18 protein-coding genes are annotated in these 20,640 nt (G+C 72.8%); 8 read left to right on the top strand and 10 right to left on the bottom strand.

Features of this window, described 5'->3' with window-relative positions:
- Window positions 1-22: 22 nt before the first annotated feature.
- Window positions 23-1,513, bottom strand: a complete 1,491-nt coding sequence (locus tag CP980_RS21945) for a M28 family metallopeptidase (RefSeq protein WP_150528893.1) — start codon at window positions 1,511-1,513, stop codon at window positions 23-25.
- A 251-nt stretch (window positions 1,514-1,764) separates the two neighbouring features.
- Here CP980_RS21945 and CP980_RS21940 point away from each other — a divergent pair, with 251 nt between their 5' ends.
- Entirely contained in the window at window positions 1,765-2,793 is a 1,029-nt protein-coding gene (locus CP980_RS21940; RefSeq protein ID WP_132755184.1) for an aspartate-semialdehyde dehydrogenase, read from the top strand.
- A 61-nt stretch (window positions 2,794-2,854) separates the two neighbouring features.
- On the opposite strand, the gene CP980_RS21935 is transcribed toward CP980_RS21940, so the two are convergent.
- Window positions 2,855-3,376 carry a DUF1203 domain-containing protein gene (locus CP980_RS21935; protein ID WP_150528892.1) on the bottom strand — a complete coding sequence of 174 codons (522 nt, stop codon included), beginning with the start codon at window positions 3,374-3,376 and terminating at the stop codon, window positions 2,855-2,857.
- A gap of 140 nt (window positions 3,377-3,516) precedes the next feature.
- Here CP980_RS21935 and pepN point away from each other — a divergent pair, with 140 nt between their 5' ends.
- A complete protein-coding gene (pepN, locus tag CP980_RS21930; protein ID WP_150528891.1) occupies window positions 3,517-6,102 on the top strand; it encodes an aminopeptidase N in 2,586 nt (861 codons plus the stop codon).
- Window positions 6,103-6,198: 96 nt separating this feature from the next.
- Here the strand turns inward: pepN and CP980_RS21925 are convergent, their stop codons facing one another.
- The 4 genes from CP980_RS21925 to CP980_RS21910 form a co-directional block, all read right to left on the bottom strand.
- Complete coding sequence (locus tag CP980_RS21925) at window positions 6,199-7,104, bottom strand: LysR family transcriptional regulator (RefSeq protein WP_150528890.1); 906 nt, start codon at window positions 7,102-7,104, stop codon at window positions 6,199-6,201.
- 9 nt (window positions 7,105-7,113) lie between these two features.
- Window positions 7,114-8,040, bottom strand: a complete 927-nt coding sequence (locus CP980_RS21920) for a DMT family transporter (protein ID WP_373312896.1) — start codon at window positions 8,038-8,040, stop codon at window positions 7,114-7,116.
- A gap of 52 nt (window positions 8,041-8,092) precedes the next feature.
- Window positions 8,093-9,028: an EamA family transporter gene (locus CP980_RS21915; protein ID WP_150528888.1), complete on the bottom strand. Its 936-nt coding sequence runs from the start codon at window positions 9,026-9,028 to the stop codon at window positions 8,093-8,095.
- An 81-nt stretch (window positions 9,029-9,109) separates the two neighbouring features.
- Window positions 9,110-10,432, bottom strand: a complete 1,323-nt coding sequence (locus CP980_RS21910; RefSeq protein ID WP_150528887.1) for an MFS transporter — start codon at window positions 10,430-10,432, stop codon at window positions 9,110-9,112.
- A gap of 103 nt (window positions 10,433-10,535) precedes the next feature.
- Between CP980_RS21910 and CP980_RS21905 the strand changes: the two genes are divergently transcribed.
- Window positions 10,536-11,039 carry a MarR family winged helix-turn-helix transcriptional regulator gene (locus CP980_RS21905; RefSeq protein ID WP_150528886.1) on the top strand — a complete coding sequence of 168 codons (504 nt, stop codon included), beginning with the start codon at window positions 10,536-10,538 and terminating at the stop codon, window positions 11,037-11,039.
- A 131-nt stretch (window positions 11,040-11,170) separates the two neighbouring features.
- Here the strand turns inward: CP980_RS21905 and CP980_RS21900 are convergent, their stop codons facing one another.
- From CP980_RS21900 to CP980_RS21885, 4 genes are all read right to left on the bottom strand, one after another.
- Window positions 11,171-11,410, bottom strand: coding sequence for a hypothetical protein (locus CP980_RS21900; RefSeq protein WP_099892304.1), 240 nt, complete (start codon window positions 11,408-11,410; stop codon window positions 11,171-11,173).
- Window positions 11,411-11,430: 20 nt separating this feature from the next.
- Window positions 11,431-13,413 carry a 4-alpha-glucanotransferase gene (locus tag CP980_RS21895; RefSeq protein ID WP_150528885.1) on the bottom strand — a complete coding sequence of 661 codons (1,983 nt, stop codon included), beginning with the start codon at window positions 13,411-13,413 and terminating at the stop codon, window positions 11,431-11,433.
- 23 nt (window positions 13,414-13,436) lie between these two features.
- On the bottom strand, window positions 13,437-13,673 hold the full coding sequence (locus CP980_RS21890) for a hypothetical protein (RefSeq protein WP_229907072.1): 237 nt from the start codon (window positions 13,671-13,673) through the stop codon (window positions 13,437-13,439).
- Between the two features lie 342 nt (window positions 13,674-14,015).
- Entirely contained in the window at window positions 14,016-14,549 is a 534-nt protein-coding gene (locus CP980_RS21885; RefSeq protein ID WP_099892298.1) for an HNH endonuclease, read from the bottom strand.
- A gap of 261 nt (window positions 14,550-14,810) precedes the next feature.
- Between CP980_RS21885 and CP980_RS21880 the strand changes: the two genes are divergently transcribed.
- The 5 genes from CP980_RS21880 to CP980_RS21860 all read left to right on the top strand — a co-directional run bounded on the left by CP980_RS21880 (window position 14,811) and on the right by CP980_RS21860 (window position 20,638).
- Window positions 14,811-15,893 (top strand): mechanosensitive ion channel family protein, encoded by a 1,083-nt coding sequence (locus CP980_RS21880; RefSeq protein ID WP_132755164.1) that lies wholly within the window; start codon window positions 14,811-14,813, stop codon window positions 15,891-15,893.
- Window positions 15,894-16,041: 148 nt separating this feature from the next.
- On the top strand, window positions 16,042-17,259 hold the full coding sequence (locus CP980_RS21875; protein WP_150528884.1) for an ROK family transcriptional regulator: 1,218 nt from the start codon (window positions 16,042-16,044) through the stop codon (window positions 17,257-17,259).
- A gap of 124 nt (window positions 17,260-17,383) precedes the next feature.
- On the top strand, window positions 17,384-18,718 hold the full coding sequence (locus tag CP980_RS21870) for an ABC transporter substrate-binding protein (RefSeq protein ID WP_132755160.1): 1,335 nt from the start codon (window positions 17,384-17,386) through the stop codon (window positions 18,716-18,718).
- A gap of 116 nt (window positions 18,719-18,834) precedes the next feature.
- Window positions 18,835-19,716: a carbohydrate ABC transporter permease gene (locus CP980_RS21865; RefSeq protein WP_132756061.1), complete on the top strand. Its 882-nt coding sequence runs from the start codon at window positions 18,835-18,837 to the stop codon at window positions 19,714-19,716.
- 1 nt (window position 19,717) lies between these two features.
- The gene (locus CP980_RS21860; protein WP_150528883.1) at window positions 19,718-20,638 is read left to right on the top strand and encodes a carbohydrate ABC transporter permease; all 921 of its coding nucleotides are present in this window, start codon (window positions 19,718-19,720) and stop codon (window positions 20,636-20,638) included.
- Window positions 20,639-20,640 lie beyond the last annotated feature (2 nt).

The following is a 20,640-nucleotide window of genomic DNA, read 5'->3' as shown; positions in this document are numbered from 1 at the left end:
CCCCCTCGGCAGCGCCCGCCGGCTACTTGCCCAGCGAGCTCAGGTCCTGGGCGTACGTGCCGACCGCGTGGGCGATGACGTCCAGGTTGGTGTCGAAGGCCTTCAGGTCCACGTTCTTCAGGGTGTCGCCCGCCCCGTGGTAGTTCGGGTCGTACGGGGCGCCGGCCGTGCCGCCGTACCGCTCGGCCTGCTCGGCGGTCTTGATGCCCTCGGCGCCGGTGAACGTACCGCCGGCCGGGATGCCGTTCGCGATGAACGGGCCGTAGTCGGAGCGGCCGTCGAAGTCACTGCCCTCGTGCGGCTTGTGCTTCTTGTCGAGGAAGCCGTTGATGAGCGCCTCGATCTGCGCCGAGCCGGCCGGCCCGGCGCCCTCGCCGGTCTTGTCCGAGTCGTCGCCGTCGTAGACGAACTGCACCGGGTTCGGCGAAGCGATCATGTCGAAGTTCAGGTAGAGCGCGATGTCCTTCCTCTGCTGCTCGGACAGCTGTGCCACGTAGTGCTCGGAGCCCAGCAGGCCGAGCTCCTCTGCCGACCACCAGGCGAAGCGGACCTTGTTCGCCGGGCCCTTGCCCTTCTTGTTGGCGCCCTCGTCGGCCAGCTTGAGGGCCACCTCCAGCAGACCGGCCGAGCCGGAGCCGTTGTCGTTGATGCCGGGGCCCGCGGGGACCGAGTCCAGGTGGGAGCCGACGGTGACCACGCGGTCGGCGCGGCCGCCCCGGGTCTCGGCGATCACGTTGCGGGTGGTCTTCTTCACGTGCTCCTGGTCCAGGTCCAGGCGCACCTTGACCTCGCCCTTCGCGGCGGCCGCGGCCAGTGCCTCGCCGTCGGCCAGGCTGACGCCCGCGCTCGGGATGATCCCCTCGTCCGGGGAGGAGAACCCGCCGCGCACCGGCGTGGTACCGCTGTGGTTGTAGACGATCACGCCGAGCGCGCCCGCCGCGGCGGCGGCCCTCTGCTTCTCCACGAAGGTGCAGGAGCCGCGCTTGACCAGGGCGATCTTCCCGGTGAAGGTGCCGCTCGCGTAGTCGTCGGCCGTGCAGCCGGGGCTCTCGTCGACCCGGGCGAGGGCGAGCGGGGCGACCAGGCCGCCCGCCGGCGTGGACCGGGTGAAGGTGAAGGCGGCGGTGGGCAGCTCGCGCGGCGCTCCGTCGAGGCCGGCCAGGACGGTGGTCCTCTCCGTCTTCGTGTGCGCCTCGTAGAGGTCGAAGTCCTGGTAGGAGACCTCGTACCCGGCCTTCTTCAGGGTGTCGTGGACGTAGGCGGCCGATGCCGCGTGGCCCGGGGTGCCCGCCGCGCGGTTGCCGCCGTTGGCGTCGGCGATCTGCTGGAACTTCGCCAGGTGGCGGTAGGCCCCGCGGGCGGTGACCTCCTCGACCAGTTCCTTGGCCAGCCGGCCCTCGCGCGGGTGGGCGGACGCCGGGGTGGCGGTCAGCAGGACGGGTGCGGCGACGGCGGCCGCCGCGAGGGCGGCGAGGGCCGGTATGGACCGGCTGCGGTGGCGGATGGCGCGCACGATGGTTCTCCCCGAGTTCGATATGCGGAATGCCCGTCCGGCGAGCGGACGCGACAGACCGGACCGTAACCGGCTGCGACCAGGCAGAACGGGCCCTCGGCGGAGGTGCAACACAGCCGCCACGAACGTGTCACGGGGGTTCACATTCGGGACACCGTCCGTTCCTCGGACAATGGATTGGACAAGCCTCGTGGGGTCGAACGCATGATGGCTTCACTCGCCCGCGTCGTACGCACCAATAAGGAGTCACCGTGAGGGTCGGAATCGTCGGAGCCACCGGACAGGTCGGCGGAGTCATGCGCGCCATCCTCGCCGAGCGGAAGTTCCCGGTGGACGAGCTGCGGCTGTTCGCCTCGGCCCGTTCCGCGGGCTCGACCCTCGCATGGGAGGGCCAGGAGATCACCATCGAGGACGCCTCCACGGCCGACTACGCCGGCCTGGACATCGTCCTCTTCTCCGCGGGCGGCGCGACCTCCAAGGCCCTCGCCGAGAAGGTCGCCTCCCAGGGCGCCGTCGTGATCGACAACTCCTCGGCCTGGCGCCGGGACCCCGAGGTGCCGCTGGTCGTCTCCGAGGTCAACCCGCACGCGATCAAGAACCGCCCCAAGGGCATCATCGCGAACCCGAACTGCACCACCATGGCCGCGATGCCCGTGCTGCGGCCGCTGCACGAGGAGGCCGGCCTCACGGCGATGGTCGCCACCACCTACCAGGCCGTCTCCGGCTCGGGCCTGGCCGGTGTGGCCGAGCTCAAGGGCCAGGCCTGCGCCGTCTCCGAGGCCGCCGACCAGCTGACCTTCGACGGCGGCGCGGTGGACTTCCCCGAGCCGTCCGTCTACAAGCGCCCGATCGCCTACAACGTGGTCCCGCTCGCGGGCAACCTCGTCGACGACGGCTCCTTCGAGACCGACGAGGAGCAGAAGCTCCGCAACGAGTCCCGCAAGATCCTGGAGATCCCGGAGCTCAAGGTCTCCGGCACCTGCGTGCGCGTGCCGGTCTTCTCCGGCCACTCCCTCCAGGTCAACGCCCGCTTCGCGAACCCGCTGAGCGTGGAGCGCGCCTACGAGCTGCTGAAGGACGCCCCGGGCGTCGAGCTCTCGGAGATCCCGACCCCGCTCCAGGCGGCCGGCAAGGACGCCTCGTACGTGGGCCGCATCCGCGTCGACGAGACGGCGGAGAACGGCCTCGCGCTGTTCCTCTCGAACGACAACCTGCGCAAGGGCGCGGCCCTGAACGCGGTCCAGATCGCCGAGCTGGTCGCCGAGGAGCTCCGCGGCTGATCGGCGCACGACCGGGGGCGGCGCCGCGCGGGCGCCGCCCCTTTTGTCTTCCCGCCGGCCGTCAGGGCCTGCGGACCTCGAAGAGGAAGCAGCCGAACTCGGTCGCGCGGACGTGCACGAGGGCGACCTCCGGGTCGCAGAAGGCCTCCGCCAGCGCCTGCTCCAGCACCGCGTCCGGGTCCTCGCCGAGGGACAGGGCGCGGCCGCCCAGGATGTGCCCCCCGGCGTCGTAGCGGCGGACCGTGCGCAGCGCCCCGGGGTGGGCGAAGGGGTGGCCGGGGGCCCCGGCCGGGCCGCCGCAGTCGGCGGCGTGGAGGAACACCGGGCCCTGCTCGTCGTACGCGCCCGGGTCGACGCCCCGCTCGGCCGCCCAGCGGCGCAGCGGCGCGTACGAGACGAGGGCGATCCGCTCCCCGGGGCGGCTGCGGCGCAGGCAGCAGCGGAGCGGGGCGCCGCCCTCAAGGTCCTCGTACGGTCGGCAGGGCCGGCCCGCGTCGTCACGGACGCGCAGGCCGGCGAGGGTCTGGGGGGCGACGGAACGTGCGGCGTGGAGCGCCGGTCGGGGCGCGGAACGTGTGGTCATGGCGTCCAGAGTGCGCGTCCGGATCCGGTGAAGCTGGCGGAAAACGGACGTCGCGTTTCGCCCGTGGATTACTCCGGGGCGCCCGGCGGGCCCGCATGGAAGGATGGCCGGGCAACGTCACCATCAAAGGAGATGACCGCGTGCCTGGCACGAATCTCACCCGTGAAGAGGCTCAGCAGCGGGCGAAGCTGCTCACCGTCGACTCGTACGAGGTCGAACTCGATCTCAGCGGTGCGCAGGAGGGCGGCACGTACCCGTCCGTGACCACCGTGCGGTTCCAGTCCGCCGAGGCCGGCGCCGAGACCTTCATCGACCTGGTCGCCCCGGCCGTCCACGAGGTCGTCCTGAACGGCAAGTCCCTGGACGTGGCCGAGGTCTTCCGGGACGCGCGCATCGCGCTGACCCACCTCGCGGCCGGCGCCAACGAGCTCCGCGTCGTCGCGGACTGCGCCTACACCAACACGGGCGAGGGTCTGCACCGCTTCGTCGACCCGGTCGACCAGCAGGCCTACCTCTACACCCAGTTCGAGGTGCCCGACGCGCGCCGCGTGTTCGCCAGCTTCGAGCAGCCCGACCTGAAGGCGACGTTCCAGTTCACCGTGACCGCCCCCGAGGGCTGGACGGTCATCTCGAACTCCCCGACGCCGGATGCCGCGGACGTCAAGGACAACGTCTGGCGCTTCGCGCCGACCCCGCGCATCTCCACGTACATCACGGCCCTGATCGCGGGCCCGTACCACTCGGTGCACAGCTCGTACGAGGGCGCGAACGGTCAGTCGGTGCCGCTCGGCATCTACTGCCGCCCGTCCCTGGCCGAGTTCCTGGACGCGGACGCGATCTTCGACGTGACCCGCCAGGGCTTCGACTGGTTCCAGGAGAAGTTCGCGTACGACTACCCGTTCGCCAAGTACGACCAGCTCTTCGTCCCCGAGTTCAACGCGGGCGCGATGGAGAACGCCGGCGCGGTCACCATCCGCGACCAGTACGTCTTCCGCTCGAAGGTGACGGACGCGGCGTACGAGGGCCGCGCCGAGACCATCCTCCACGAGCTCGCGCACATGTGGTTCGGCGACCTGGTCACCATGGAGTGGTGGAACGACCTGTGGCTGAACGAGTCGTTCGCGACGTACACCTCGGTCGCCTGCCAGGCCTCCGCCGAGGGCACGAAGTGGCCGCAGGCGTGGACCACCTTCGCCAACTCGATGAAGACCTGGGCGTACCGGCAGGACCAGCTGCCGTCCACGCACCCGATCATGGCCGACATCCGTGACCTGGACGACGTCCTGGTCAACTTCGACGGCATCACGTACGCCAAGGGCGCCTCGGTGCTCAAGCAGCTCGTCGCCTACGTGGGCACGGACGCCTTCTTCAAGGGCGTGCAGGCGTACTTCAAGGCGCACGCGTTCGGGAACACGCGCCTGTCGGACCTGCTGGGCGCTCTGGAGGAGACCTCGGGCCGCGACCTGACCGCCTGGTCGAAGGCGTGGCTGGAGACGGCCGGCATCAACGTGCTGCGCCCCCGGATCGAGACGGCCGCGGACGGCACGATCACCGCGTTCAGCGTCAGCCAGGAAGCCCCGGCGCTGCCCGCCGGCGCGAAGGGCGAGCCGACGCTGCGCCCGCACCGCATCGCGATCGGCCTGTACGACCTGGACGCCGCCGGCAAGCTGGTCCGTACGGACCGGATCGAGCTGGACATCGACGGCGAGCTGACCGAGGTTCCGGAGCTGGTCGGCCGCGCCCGGCCGGCCGTCGTGCTGCTCAACGACGACGACCTGTCGTACGCCAAGGTCCGCCTGGACGAGGTCTCGCTGGAGAACGTCACCGCGCACCTGGGCGACTTCACCGAGTCCCTGCCCCGGGCGCTGTGCTGGGCCTCGGCCTGGGACATGACCCGCGACGGCGAGCTGGCGACGCGCGACTACCTCGCGCTGGTCCTCTCGGGCATCGGCAAGGAGTCGGACATCGGCGTCGTCCAGTCGCTGCACCGCCAGGTGAAGCTGGCCGTGGACCTGTACGCCGACCCGGCGTGGCGGGAGCAGGGCCTGGCGACCTGGACCGAGGCCGCGCTGAAGCACCTGCGCGGCGCCGAGCCGGGCAGCGACCACCAGCTGGCGTGGGCCCGCGCGTTCGCGGCGACGGCCCGCACCGAGGGGCAGCTGACCTTCCTGGCGGCGCTGCTCGACGGGGCGGCGGAGGTCGAGGGCCTGGTCGTGGACACCGAGCTGCGCTGGGCGTTCCTGGAGCGCCTCGTCGCGACGGGTGTCCTGGGCGACGCGGCCATCGACGCGGAGCTGGAGCGCGACCGGACGGCGGCGGGCGAGCGGCACGCGGCCACGGCGCGGGCCGCGCGTCCGACGGCCGAGGCCAAGGCGCAGGCGTGGGCCTCGGTGGTGGAGTCCGCGGACCTGCCGAACGCCGTGCAGGAAGCGGTGATCGGCGGTTTCGTCCAGACCGACCAGCGCGAGCTGCTGGCCCCGTACACCGAGAAGTTCTTCGCGGTGGTCAAGGACATCTGGGACAACCGCAGCCACGAGATCGCCCAGCAGATCGCGGTGGGCCTGTACCCCTCGCTCCAGGTCTCCCGGGAGACCCTGGAGGCGACGGACGCCTGGCTGGCCTCGGCGGAGCCGAACGCGGCCCTGCGCCGTCTGATCTCGGAGTCCCGCTCGGGCGTGGAGCGGGCGCTGAAGGCCCAGTCCGCGGACGCGGCGTCGGCTTCCTGACCCGCCCGGCAGCCTGACCGCCCGGTGCCCCGGCCCCGCTCGACGCGGGGGCCGGGGCACCGGCGTTCGGTCACGGGGTCCGGCGGGCGGTCGCGGTCACGGGGTGCGCTGCGCGGCCACCGTGCGCAGGGCGGTCAGGACCTGGGAGACCGCCGGGGCTGACTCGCCGCCGCTGCGGGTGGCCGCCAGGACGTGGCGGGTGGGGCGGTCGTGGGCCAGGACCCGTACCGCCACCCCCGAGGCGCGGCTCGACACCATGCGGGGGACCAGGGCCACCCCCATCCCGGCCTCGACCATGGCCAGGATCGCGGTCCAGCCGGAGGCCGAGTGCGCCTGTTCCGGGACGAAGCCGGCCGCCTCGCAGGCGTTGCGGGCGATCTCCTGCCAGGGGCCGCTGCCCCCGTAGATCCACGGGTCCCCGGACAGGTCCGCCAGCCGCAGGGCCGGGGCCGCGGCGAGGGGGTGGTCCGGCGGGAGGGCCACGTCGAGGGGGTCCTCCAGCAGCGTGATGCGGGTGAACCGGGGGTCGCGGGCGGTCGGGGCGTGCGCCGCCAGCGAGAGGGCCAGGTCGACGGCCCCGGCCGCCAGCAGCTCGTACGACTGCGCCGCCTCGGTCTCCCGTACGCGCACCTCCACCCCCGGGTGGCTGCGCCGCAGCGCCGCCACCGCCGGGACCACGAGCACCGGCACGGCCGTGGAGAAGGCCCCGATCCGGACCTCTCCCGCCTCGCCGGCCAGGTACCCGGCCAGTTCGGCGTCCGCCCGCTCCAGCTGCGCGAACACCGCCTCCGCGTGCCGCAGTACGAGGTGCGCGGCGTCCGTGAGCCGGACCCGGCGCCCCTGCGCCTCCAGCAGCGGCACCCCCAGCTGCCGGGCGAGATTGGTCAGCTGCTGCGAAACGGCCGAGGGCGTCATGTGCAGCGCCTCGGCCGTTGCGGTCACGGTCCCCCGGTCGGCGAGGGTCCGCAGGATCCGCAGCTTCTTGATGTCCCACTCGGTCATGGACCGAACCTACCGGCGGGCCCCCAGGCTCACGCCGCCGAGGATCAGCGCCATGCAGAGCAGCTCCGCCGGGCCCGTCCGCTCGCCGAGCAGGAGGAGGCCGAGGCCGGCGACGCACACCGGCTGGAGGTAGTAGACGACTCCGGCCCGGGCGGCGCCGATCAGCGAGATCGCCTTGTTCCAGGCGAAGAAGGCGACCGCGGAGGACATGACGCCGACGTAGAGCAGCATCCCGCCGGTGCCCGCGGTGAGCTCGAAACCGCCCTGGACGGTGACGGAGACGGCGTACGCGGGGGCCAGCATCAGCGCGCCGAGCACGAAGGTGGTGATCAGGAAGGCCGGTCCGCCCAGTTCGGCGGGCTTGCGCTTGAGCAGCGCGCTGTACGAGGCGAACGACAGGGCGGCGGCGAGCATCCACAGGTCGCCGGCGCCGAAGTCGAAGCCGAGCGAGCCGTCCCCGACGAGCAGCAGCACCCCGAACGCGGCGAGCAGCAGTCCGAAGGTCCGCCGGGCGCCGAGCCGTTCGCCGCCGAGGCGGGCGTACAGCGCCATGACGACCGGCGAGGCAGCCATGATCATGCCCATGTTGGAGGCGGAGGTGGTCAGTCCGGCCTGGTGCACGAGCGTGTTGTAGAGGGCCACGCCGAACAGCGAGGCGAGGGCGACGAACCCGAGGTGGCGGCGGATCAGCGCCCGCTGCCGCCAGGCCTGGCGGGCCGCGAAGGGGGCGACGGCGAGGGTGGCGATGATCCAGCGCCAGAACACGGCCTGGACGGGCGGGACGCTGTCGGCCATCCCCCGCGTGGCGACGAAGCTGCCGGACCAGACGACCGTGGCGACCAGGGCGAGCAGGAGGCCGAGGCCGGCGGACCCCTTGGCCGCCCGGCTGCCGGAGCGGTGTTGCGCGACGGTACGGACCCTGTCCATGACGGCCACGGTGTATCTCCCCCTCGGGTGCTGGTGTGATCGGCTCTCGCCTGAAGTGGCTCTACCGTCGCACCGGCCCATCGGTCAGGTCCATCGAAATGTTTCGATCATTTTCTTCAGCAGAACTGAACGGTTGCGTCGGGGTCCCGGCGGCGAACAGCTGGCCCGCGACCGTGGCCCCGAAGGCGATCGCCATGCCCAGCACCTGGACGGGCGACAGGGACTGCCCGAGGGCGGCCCAGCCGATGACGGCGGCGGTGAGCGGGGAGAGCGGGCCGAGCAGGGTGACCGAGGTGGCGGTGAGGCGGCCGATCCCGCGGAACCAGAGCCAGTACGCGATACCGGTGTTGATCAGCATCATGTAGCCGTAGCCGAGGAAGGCCTTGCCGTCGAGCGCGGGCGGCGCCCCCTCGACCAGCGCCGCGACGGGGATGATGACCAGCCCGCCCGCGGTGAGCTGCCAGCCGGTCAGGGCCAGCGGGCCGACCCCCTCCGGACGCCCCCAGCGCTTGGTCATCACCGTGCCCGCGGCCATGGAGGCGGAGGAGACCACACCGGCGACGATGCCGACGAGGTCCAGCCGGGCGGCCGCGGTCAGGACCACCATGCTCACGCCGAACGCCCCCGCGACGGCGGCGAGTACGGTCCGCAGCCGCGCCCGCTCCCCCAGGACCAGGGCGGCGAGTCCGACGACGAACAGCGGCCCGGCGGAGCCGAGGACGGCCGCCACCCCGCCGGGGAGCCGGTACGCGGAGAGGAAGAGGAGCGGGAAGAAGGCTCCGATGTTGAGGGTGCCGAGCACGGCGGCCTTCCACCACCACGCGCCGGTCGGGAGTCTGCGGGCCAGGGCCGTGAGCAGCAGTCCGGCGGGCAGGGCCCGCATGACCCCGGTGAACAGGGGCCGGTCGGGCGGGAGCAGTTCGGTGGCGACGGCGTAGGTCGAGCCCCAGGAGATCGGGGCGAGGGCGGTCAGGGCGACGGTGGTGAAGCGCTTCATGGCGGGTGACTCCTCGGACGGATGAGGAACGCGGGACGGAAGGCGAGGGGGCGGGCCGGACGGACCGCGGGGCCGGACGGCTCAGACCGCCGGGGCCGGGGCCGGAGCCGGAGCCGGCTGCGGCTGCGGCTGCGGCGCCGTGGGCCGCGGCGCCGAGGCGGCCGCCACGACCGACGGCTGCGGGTACACGGCCTCGGCGGGCAGCCGGCGCTCCAGCCGGACCAGCGCCAGGGCGGCCCCAGCGGCGGCGAGGGCGAGGACGGCCCAGGGCAGCCGGCCGTCGACGGCGAGCAGGGCGGTGAAGAGCGAGGGCGCCAGGGCGGTGGCCAGGGAGTGGGACACCTGGTAGGTGGCCAGGTAGCGGCCGCGTACGGCCTCCGGGGCGGCGGAGACCGACAGGGCTCCGCTGGAGGGGCTGTGCACCAGCTCGCCGAGGGTGTAGACGACGACGATGGCCATCAGGGCGACCAGGGTGGCGCTCTGCCCGGGGCGCAGGGTGCCGAGCACGATCTGGCCGACGAAGGCGGCGGCGAAGAGCAGGGCTCCGAGCGCGGCGGAGCGGGTGCGGCGGGCTCCGGAGCGGCGGACCCGGCCCGCGACGAGGACGCCGATCCCGGCGCACAGAGCGGTGTTGAGGGTGAAGGCGGCTCCGGTGAGGGAGTCGGGCCCGTGCAGCCAGGTGGCGATGTAGAGCGGGAAGAGCACGGACAGGGCGGCGTAGCCCAGCGCGGTCAGGAAGTTGGCGGCGGTCAGGGCGAGGAAGGGCCGGTCGCCGAGGACCATCCGGTAGCCGGCGGCGGGCCGGCCGGCGCGGGCGGCCGGAGCCTCGTGCACGGGGCGGACCCTGCGGACGAGCGTTCCGGCGACCGCGAAGGCCAGCGCGTTGCCCCAGACGGTGTACGTGAAGGCGGCGGCCCCCCACAGGGCGAGGACGCCGGAGACGATCAGGGCCCCGGCACCCATCCCCGCGTTCTGCAGCGCGCGCAGCGAGGCCTGGAGCCGGTCCCGGTCGGCTCCGCGGGCGACCTCGCCGATCAGGGACTGCTGGACGACGGGGAAGGACCGGTCGGCCAGGGCGGTGACGAGGGCGACGGCGGCGAAGGCGGGCAGCGACCCGGCGAAGGGGTAGAGGGCGAAGCCGAGCGCGCGGACCCCGTAGAGGGCGAGGACGATCCGCTTCGCGCCGAACCGGTCGACGGCCGAGCCGGCCAGCGGGAGGAACGCCAGCCCCGCCAGGCCGGTGACGGTCATCACGAGGCCGACGAGGGCGAAGGAGAGGCCGGTGACGTGGTGGAAGAAGACGAGCGAGAAGGGGACGTACATCCCGGTCCCGACCGCGCTGACGCCGGCGCCGACGAGCAGCGACCGCTCCCCCGCCACCCTTGTTCCCCTGGTCTTGTCCATCGCTTCCCCCCAAGTAGGTCGATGGAAAGTAGCTTACCCCTAAGCTACTTTCCGTCAAGCAACTTTCTTGCGAACGACTGGAGGAACGCTCGATACTGCGTGCATGACCGAGGCCAACAAGGACGCCGTCGACGCGATCATCGACCAGTGGCACGCAGTGCGACCGGACCTGGAGACCGGCCCCATGGCCGTCTTCGGCCGCATCTACCGGATCGCCCGGACCGTGGGGGACGCGGTGGAGCGGGCCTACGCCCCGTACGGGATCTCGCGCGGCGAGTTCGACGTCGTGGCGACGCTGCGCCGCTCCGGCGCCCCGTACACGCTCTCGCCGCGCCAGCTGTCGGCCACGCTCATGCTCACGACGGGCGGTATGACCGGGCGCCTGGACAAGCTGGAGAAGGCCGGACTGCTCTTCCGCTCGCCCGATCCACACGACCGGCGCGGGCTCCAGGTGACGATCACCGACCGCGGGCTCGCGCTCATCGACGAGGCCGTCGCCGCCGGGCTGGAGGTGCAGCGCGCCGCGCTCAAGGGGCTCGGCGAGGAGGAGGTCGCCGTCCTGGGCGGCCTGCTGCGCAAGCTGATGGCCGAGGCCCAGGGGGTCTGACTCCCCCCGGACGCACGACGGAGCGCCGGAGGTCCGCACCCGGGCCGGGAAGGCATCGGGCTGCGGACCCCCGGCGCTCCGGAGGTCTGAGGGCGGCCGACCCGACCGGGGTCAGCCGTTCTTCAGGCTGTTCAGCTGGCGGACTGCGGCTTGTCCGACTTGTCGAGGACCATCACCAGGCCCGCGATGATCAGGAACAGCACGATCGGCGTGGCCACGTACAGGCCGAGGGTCTGGGCGATGCTCAGGCCCGGACCCGGGTCGTCGCCGTCGTCGCGGGCCACCGCGAGGGCGGGAGACGTCATCAGCAGCATCATCAGCGTCGATCCGGCCGTGACGGCGCCGGCGCGCAGAGCGTTCTTCTTGTCCACGGTGCAAACGTAGCGAACACCTAAACGCAGCGCGCGCCCGGGGGTGCCGTACGGGCACCCGCCCCCTCCCGCACCGCGCCCAGCAGGGCGTTCGCCCGGGGCGAGGCGGCCAGCGCCTCCAGGGTCAGCGGCCGTCCCGCCGAGTCCGCGAGCGGCAGCCGCCAATTGGGGTACTGGTCCCAGGTCCCCGGAAGGTTCTGCGGCCGCCGGTCGCCGACCGCGTCCGGCAGCCATACGCCGACCATCCGGGCGGGGGTGCGCAGCAGGAACGCGTACAGGGCGCGTACGGCGGCCTCCTCGCCCTTGGTGTCCAGGCCGAGCCCCTCCAGCACGTCCAGCCACTGGGCGGTGTCGGCGGCGTCCTCGGCGCGCTCCTGCTCCAGCGGGCGGGTCAGCAGGCCGAGCCGGTCGCGCAGTTCCACGTGGGCGCCGGCCAGCTTGGCGGCGGTGGGCGGCAGGTCGTGGGTGGTGGCGGTGGCCAGGCAGTCGGCGCGCCAGGCCCCGGGAGCGAGCGGCCGGCCGTCGCCCGCCCAGTCGCGCTCGAACCAGAGGACCGAGGTGCCGAGCACCCCGCGCCGGGCCAGCGCCTCGCGCACGCGCGGCTCCACCGTCCCGAGGTCCTCGCCGATGACCAGGGCCCCGGCCCGGTGGGCCTCCAGGACCAGGACGGCGAGCATCGCCTCGCCGTCGTACGTGACGTACGTGCCCTCGGCGGGCGGGGCCCCCTCCGGGATCCACCAGAGCCGGAACAGGCCCATGACGTGGTCGATGCGCAGGGCGCCGGCGTAGCGGAACACCCCGTGCAGCAGGGCCCGGAACGGGGCGTACCCGGTGGCCGCGAGCCGGTCGGGCCGCCACGGCGGCAGCCCCCAGTCCTGGCCGCGCGCGTTGAAGGCGTCGGGCGGGGCGCCGACGCAGACGCCCTTGGCGTAGAGGGGCGGGCCGAGGGTGTCCGAGCCCTGCGGGTGCACCCCGACGGCGAGGTCGTGCACGATGCCGACCGGCATCCCGGCGTCGCGTGCGGCCCGCTGCGCGGCGGCGAGCTGGGTGTCCGTCAGCCAGACCAGCCAGCGGTGGAAGTCGGCGCTCCGGCCGTCCGTCGCACACCAGGCGGCGTGCCGCTCCAGGGCCTCGCCCTGCTCCGCGCAGAACGCCCGGTACGCGCTCTCGCGTGCGCGGCCGCGCGGGACGGCGTAGAGCAGCTCCAGGGCCCGGCGCTTCACCTCCCACACCGCGTCCCGGTCGATCAGCGCCCCCTTCTCCAGCACCTCGCGGCGCAGCTCGGCGCCCTGCTCGGCGAGTTCGGCCAAGGCCCCGCGCTCCGGGCAGTCGGCGTACTCGGGGACGTCCTCGACGCGCAGGTGGACGGGGTCGGGGAAGCGGCGCGAGGAGGGCCGGTACGGGGAGGGGTCGGTCGGCGCCCCGGGCACCGCGGCGTGCAGCGGGTTGACCTGGACGAAGCCGACCCCGTGGGCCCGCCCGGCCCAGCGCGCGAGCGCGGCGAGGTCGCCGAGGTCCCCCATGCCCCAGGACCGCTCGGAGAGCAGGGAGTACAGCTGGACGAGCACCCCGTGCACCCGCTCGCCCGCGCCGGGCGCCCGCTCGGGAGCCACGATCAGCGTGGCGTCTCCGGTACGCCCGTCGGGGGTCCGGGCACTCAACCGGTGCACGCCCAGCGGCGGCGCCCCCTGCCCGCCGGGCTCCCAGCCCCCGGCCTCGTCACCCTCCAGGCGGATCCGCGTACCGGGAGGGAGCGCGGCCAGCTCCGCGGGCGGCTGCGACCCGGCCCACCACACCAGCACGGCGGGCAGCAGCCGCTGCGCGGCCTCGCGCTCGGCCTCGGCCAGGTGCTCCCGGACGGCGTCCGGGGTGTCGCAGTCCACGCCCAGCTCGCGCAGCACGGCGGCGACGGTGGCCTCCGGGACCCGGACGGTGACGTCCTCGGCGGGCTGGTAGGTGGTGGCGACGCCGTGCAGGGCCGCGAGCCGGGCGAGGTCGTCCATGGTGAGTACCTGTGTCCCTGTGTCTAGGCGGGCTTGGTCGGTTCGCTCGTCAGCGGCGCCTCGCCGGTGAGCGGGGGCTCACTGGTCAGCGGCGCGTGGGCGGCACCGGCGAGCGGGGGCTCGCTGGTGAGGGGCCCCTCGGCGGCCCCGGCCTGCGCGGGCAGGTGGGCGAGGAGGGGGGTGCGTCGGGTGCCGGGTGCGGTGTTCACGGGCGGTTGCTCCTTTGTCCGTACGGGGCGTGAGAGTGGGTCAGGAACCATGGAACACCGCCGGGGAACATCGCAGCCATACCCCGTGGGGAGCGCCGCATTCCTGGCGTATCCAGGTCAGAACCCCCCAGCCGCGGACACGGACGCGGCGCGGGGCACGGGCGCCGAGCCGTTCGGCGGCGGGGCCCGGGACCGGCCCCGGGGAACGGGCGGGGGCAGGGGTGGGGAGCGTGGAGCGGGGGACGGCACCGGGCAGCGCCGAGCGGGGGACGGCACCGGGCAGCGTCGAGCGGCGCCGCCGACCCGACGGGGGCTCGGCGGCGCGCGATCACGCTTCCGGGGTACGGGCGCCGGGCCCGGACCCCGGCACCGGGGCCGGACCGGCGGCCGGGCCTATGACGCCGCGCCGATGCGGTCCAGGGCCGCCTCCGCACCGTACGGTTCCAGGTACGGCATCCAGCGCGGGTCCCGGTGGCCCGTGCCGATGATCCGCCAGGCCAGACCCGACGGCGGAGCCGGCTGGTGGCGCAGGCGCCAGCCCAGCTCCAGCAGGTGCCGGTCCGCCTTGACGTGGTTGCACCGCCGGCATGCGGCGACCACGTTGTCCCACACGTGCTGTCCTCCCCGGCTGCGCGGGATCACGTGGTCGACGCTGGTGGCGACCCCTCCGCAGTACATGCAGCGACCGCCGTCGCGGGCGAACAGCGCGCGGCGGGTGAGTGGAACGGGCCCCCGGTAGGGGACCCGCACGAAGCGCTTGAGCCGGACCACGCTGGGCGCGGGGACGACTTTTGTCGCGCTGTGCAGAAAGGCGCCGGATTCCTCCAGGGAGACGGCTTTGTTCTCCAGGACGAGGACGAGCGCGCGGCGGAGCGGTACGACGCCGAGCGGCTCGTACGACGCATTGAGGACCAGGACGTGCGGCACGGACTGCCTCCTTGTACGTCGGCGGCGCGTGGCTCGCGCCGGGACGATCTGCTCTCCAGTCTCCCCTTACGGCTGGTCGAAGCGCCACCACGCGCCCGTAACGGGTCCGAGGTGTTTTCAACCACACCCGCTTCATCCCCAGGTGAGTCCGGTCTCTCCCTCGAACACGGCAACGGGGTCACCCGAATGCCCCGTTAGTGTGGAAGGCCTGCCCGCACACCCCTTTCCGCGGGCAGACCGCTATACCTGGAGGTTCCCGTCGTGCCCTGGCATGCCGCCCTGCTGCCCCTCGCAGCCGACACCCCGGACCCGGCCGCTTCCGTCAAGGAGGCCCACGAGAGCGTCACGAACGCCGCCAGTTTCATCGAGGAGAACTGGGCCGGATGGCTGTACCTCGGCCTGAAGATCCTGCTGATCCTGGTGATCGCGGCCGCGCTCCGCTCGCTGGTCCGCAAGTCGCTGACCAAGCTCATAATGCGCATGAACAGGGGCGCCGAGGCCGTCGAGGGCATGGCGCTCGGCGGGCTGCTCGTCAACGCGGAGCGCCGGCGGCAGCGCTCGGAGGCGATCGGCTCGGTCCTGCGCTCGGTGGCCTCGTTCCTGATCCTCGGCACGGCCGGACTGATGGTGCTCGGCGCGCTGGGCATCAACCTCGGCCCGCTGCTCGCGAGCGCGGGTGTGGCCGGTGTGGCGATCGGTTTCGGCGCGCGGAACCTGGTGACGGACTTCCTGTCCGGCGTGTTCATGATCCTTGAGGACCAGTACGGCGTCGGCGACAAGATCGACGCGGGGGTGGCCTCCGGCGAGGTCGTCGAGGTCGGCCTGCGCGTCACCAAGCTGCGCGGGGACAACGGCGAGATCTGGTACGTCCGCAACGGCGAGATCAAGCGGATCGGCAACCTCAGCCAGGGCTGGGCGACGGCGGGCGTGGACGTCCAGGTCAAGCCGTCGGAGAGCCTGACCCACATCCGCGAGGTGGTCAAGCAGGTCGCGGAGGGCCTGGCCAAGGAGTCCCCGTGGGACGAGCGCCTGTGGGGTCCGGTGGAGGTGCTGGGCCTGGACGAGGTGCTGCTGGCCTCGATGACGGTGAAGGTCTCGGCGAAGACGATGCCGGGCCAGCAGTTCTCCGTGGAGCGCGAGCTGCGCTGGCGGATCAAGGAGGCCTTCGACGAGGCCGGCATCCGGATCATCGGCGGGCTGCCGGCCGCCGAGGACGAGGAGGAGGCCGCCGACCCCTCGGCCGCCGTGGCCGCGCCGTCGGCGCTCGCCAACCCGGCCTCCCCGCAGTCCCTGGCCACCGCCCCGATCCCGCCGCCCTCCGGCACCCCCCGGATCACCAAGTAGCCCCTTTCCCCCCTCCCGCACCACGCCGCTGCCCCCGCAGGTTCATTTCTGCGGGGGCAGCGGCATTGACACAGCTCAAACACCGATAGGAAACTTACCTAACAGTTGCTGACGGCCGCAGCCTCGGCCCCGTGAGCGGAGAGCACCCATGACCGGCACCACCCCGGGCACCCCCAGCCTGCTGCGCGTCATGAACGACCGCGCCGCGCTGGACCTGCTGCTGGAGCACGGTCCCCTGTCGCGCACCCGCATCGGCCGGCTCACCGGACTCTCCAAGCCCACCGCCTCCCAGCTGCTCGCCCGCCTCGAAACCGCCGGACTCGTCGTGGCCTCCGGCACCGCCGGCGGCCGCCCCGGACCCAACGCCCAGCTGTACGGGGTCAACCCGCGCGCCGCCCACGTCGCCGGACTGGACGTCACCCCCGGCGGCATCGTCGCGGCCGTCGCCGATCTCACCGGCGAGGTGATCGGCAGCCACGCGCTCCCGTACGCCGAGGGCACCGGCGCCGTCGACCGGGTCACCCGGGCCCTCGGCGCGGCCGTCCGGGACGCCGGGCTCGAACGCTCCGACGTCCACCGGGTCGTCATCGCCACCCCGGGCTCCTTCGACCCCAGCACCGGGGCGCTGCGCTACGCCGACCACCTGCCCGGCTGGCACTCCCCCACCCTCCTGGAGGAACTCGCGGCGGCCCTGCCGATGCCGGTCGAGTACGAGAACGACGTGAACCTGGCCGCGGTCGCCGAGCAGCGGCTCGGCGCGGCCCGCGGCCACGGGGACTTCGTCCTGCTGTGGAACGAGGAGGGGCTCGGCGCCGCCCTGGTGCTCGGCGGCCGGCTGCACCGCGGCTGGACCGGCGGCGCGGGGGAGGTCGGGTTCCTGCCCGTACCGGGCCACCCCCTGGTCCGGCACGTCGCCCAGGTCAACTCCGGCGGATACCAGGAGCTGGCCGGGGTACAGGCGGTGCCCGCGATGGCGGCCGCGCTGGGCATCGCGGCGCCGCCCGGCCCCGGAGCCGGGCCGGCGGCCCCGCCGGTGGCCACGGCCGTCGCACTCCTGACCCGCGCCGCCGAGCACCCCGAGGGGGCGAACCTGCTGTTCCTCCAGCGCTACGCCACCGCCCTGGCCACCGGCATCGCCTCGCTGGTCGCCGTACTGGACCCGGAGATCGTGGTCCTGGCCGGCGCGGTGACGGGGGCGGGCGGGGACGTGCTGCGCGGGCTCGTCGAGGCCGAGCTCGCCGAGCTCGCCCCCGCGCGGCCCCGCCTGGTGTCCGGCACCGTACGCGAGCGGCCCGTACTGCGGGGCGCGCTGGAGAGCGCCCTCGCCACCACCCGCGACGAGGTGTTCGACACCTCGCGCCGCTGACCACCGCACCCCGGGGGACCGGCACCACCGGCCCCGGGCTCCCCCGCCGCCCCTCCCCTCACGCCCCTCCTCGCACCCCTGGCACCCGTCCCGGAAGTTCCTCCCGCAGAGAGCGAGCCCCGCCATGCCCAGAACCCGCCGCCTGACCGCCCTGGCCACCGCCGTCGCCGCGCTGTCCGTCCTCGCCACCGCGTGCACGGGCCAGAGCGGAAGCGCAGCCGCCGACGATCCGGACAAGGAGGTCACGCTCAACTTCTGGCACGGCTGGTCCGCGCCGAGCGAGGCCAAGGCGATCGAGGAGAACATCGCCCGCTTCGAGAAGGCGCACCCGAACATCAAGGTCAAGGTCACGGGCAACATGACCGACGACAAGATCAACCAGGCGCTCCGGGCGGGCGGGGACAAGGCCCCCGACGTGGTCTCCTCCTTCACCACCGACAGCGTCGGCAAGTTCTGCAACTCCGGCGCCTTCGCCGACCTCAACCCCTTCCTCAAGAAAGCCGGCATAGACAAGGCGAAGGTCTTCCCCAAGACCCTCCTCGACTACACCCAGTTCAACGGCAACCAGTGCACGCTGCCGCTGCTGAACGACGCGTACGGGCTCGTCTACAACAAGGACGCCTTCAAAGCCGCGGGCATCACCGAGCCGCCCAAGACCTGGAGTCAGTTCGTCGAGGTCGCGCAGAAGCTCACCAAGCCCGACGGGGACTCCTACGAGCAGCTCGGCATCATGCCGACCTACCACGGCTACGAGACCACCCCGGTGCGCCTGGCCGCGCAGTGGAGCCCCACGTACTTCGGCGCCGACGGCAAGTCCAACCTGGCCAAGGACCCGGCCTTCGCCGGCATGCTGACGGCGCAGAAGGACCTGGTGGCCAAGCTGGGGGGCTACGAGAAGCTGGAGAAGTTCCGCAGCACCTTCGGCGACGAGTGGAGCGCCGAGCACCCCTTCCACAAGGGACAGGTCGCGATGCAGATCGACGGCGAGTGGCGGGCCTCGATGGCCAAGGAGGCCGGGGTCACCTTCGAGATCGGCACCGCGCCGCTGCCGGTCCCGGACGACCAAGCCGGCGACTACGGCAAGGGCTACCTCTCCGGCACGATCATGGGCATCGCCTCGGGCAGCAAGAAGCAGAACGCCTCCTGGGAGCTGGTGAAGTACATGACCACCGACACCGAAGCGGTCGTGGCCTTCGCCAACGCCATCCACAACGTGCCCTCCACGCTGGCGGCGCTGGACTCCCCGGACCTCCAGGTCACCCCGGAGTTCAAGACCTTCCTCGACATCGCCCGGCACCCGAAGTCGAACACCACCCCGGCCCAGGCCGACGGCGGCACCTACCAGCTGACCTTCCAGGACCTCGCGTACGCGGTCGAGAAGGGCGACGTCGCCGACATCGCGGCCGGCCTCGCCAAGACCGGCCAGCAGATCGACACGGACATCGCGAAGGCGAAGTAGCGCCGATGACCAGCACCGTCACCGTCACCGGCACCGGCACCAGTGCCGCCGCCGTCGCCCCCGCGCCCCCGCTGCGGGCGAAGCGCCGCCGGGCCGCCCTGCGGACCGCGGCCTTCATGTCGCCCTGGCTGATCGGGTTCGCCGTCTTCTTCGCGTACCCGCTCCTGTCCACCGTGTACTTCTCCTTCACGAAGTACGACGGCTTCCGCCCGCCCGTCTTCAACGGCCTGGACAACTGGTCGTACGTGTTCACGGACTATCCGCTGTTCTGGCCGGCCATGCGCAACACCCTGTGGCTGGTCGTGGTGATGGTCGCCTGCCGGGTCGTCTTCGGCCTCGGCGTCGGCCTGCTCATCACCAGGATCAAGACGGGTGCGGGGGTCTTCCGGACCCTGTTCTACCTGCCTTACCTGGCCCCGCCGGTGGCCGCGACCCTGGCCTTCGTCTTCCTGCTCAACCCCGGCACCGGCCCGGTCAACACCCTGCTGGAGGCCGCCGGCCTGCCCGCCCCCGGCTGGTTCACCGACGCCGACTGGTCCAAGCCCGCGCTCACCGTCCTCGCGGTGTGGGGGGTCGGCGACCTCATGGTCATCTTCATGGCCGCGCTGCTCGACGTACCGAAGGAGCAGTACGAGGCCGCGGAGCTGGACGGGGCCGGTGCCTGGGCGCGGTTCCGGCACATCACCCTGCCGAACATCTCGCCGATCATCCTGTTCGCGGTGGTCACCGGGGTCATCCAGGCCATGCAGTACTACACGCAGCCCCTGGTGGCGGGGAAGGTCGCCGCGGGTGTCATCGGCGGCTCGGGCCAGCAGTTCGAACCGGGGTACCCCGACAAGTCCACGCTGACCCTGCCCCAGGTCGTCTACAACGTCGGCTTCCAGCGCTTCGACTACGGCACCGCGTGTGTCGTCGCGCTGGTCCTCTTCGCCCTCTCCATGGCCTTCACCGCACTCCTGATGCGCCGCCGTGGCGGGCTGATCGGAACAGGTGACTGAGATGGCCCAGCTGACCGACACGACGGCTCCCGCCGCCCCGAGGACCTCCGGGGCGGCGGCCGGGACGGCCGGGCCGCGGCGCGGCGGCGTCGCCGGCCGCAGGGCGCTCCTGCACTGGATCGGGGTGCACGCCCTCGGGGTGGCCGCCGCCCTGTTCTTCGTCCTCCCGTTCGTCTTCCTCTTCCTGACCTCCCTGATGAGCGACCAGCAGGCGCTGACCCGCGACCTGGTGCCCGACACCTGGGAGTGGGGCAACTACGCCAAGGTGTGGAACACCCCGGGATTCCTGACCTGGTGGCGCAACACCCTGCTGTACGCGGGGCTGGGCACACTGCTGACCGTGGTCTCCTCGGTGCCCGTGGCGTACGCGCTGGCCAAGTTCCGCTTCCGCGGGCGGCGGCTGTCCCTGCTGCTGGTGATCGCCATGATGATGCTGCCGCCGCAGGTGGTGGTCATCCCGATGTACCTGTTCTGGGCCAAGCAGCTGGACCTGTCCGGCACGTTGTGGCCGCTGATCGTCCCGATGGCGTTCGGTGACGCGTTCTCGATCTTCCTGCTCCGCCAGTTCCTGCTGACCATCCCGGACGAGTACCTGGACGCGGCCAGGGTCGACGGCTGCGGTGAGCTCCGCACGCTGCTGCGCGTCGTCCTTCCGATGGCCAAGCCGGGCATCGCCGCCGTCGCGCTGTTCCAGTTCTTCTCCGCCTGGAACGACTACTTCGGCCCGCAGATCTACGCCTCGGACAACCCGGCCGCCTGGACCCTCAGTTACGGACTGGAGTCCTTCAAGGGGGCGCACCACACCAACTGGAACCTCACCATGGCCGCGACCGTGCTGGTCATGGCGCCGGTGATCGTCCTCTTCTTCTTCGCCCAGAAGGCGTTCGTCGAGGGCGTCACCCTGACGGGAGTGAAAGGCTAGTG

This window comes from Streptomyces vinaceus, from assembly GCF_008704935.1.
GTDB lineage: Bacteria > Actinomycetota > Actinomycetes > Streptomycetales > Streptomycetaceae > Streptomyces > Streptomyces vinaceus.
The sequence above is the reverse complement of the archived record's forward strand: the minus strand, read 5'-3'. Positions and strand labels throughout refer to the sequence as shown.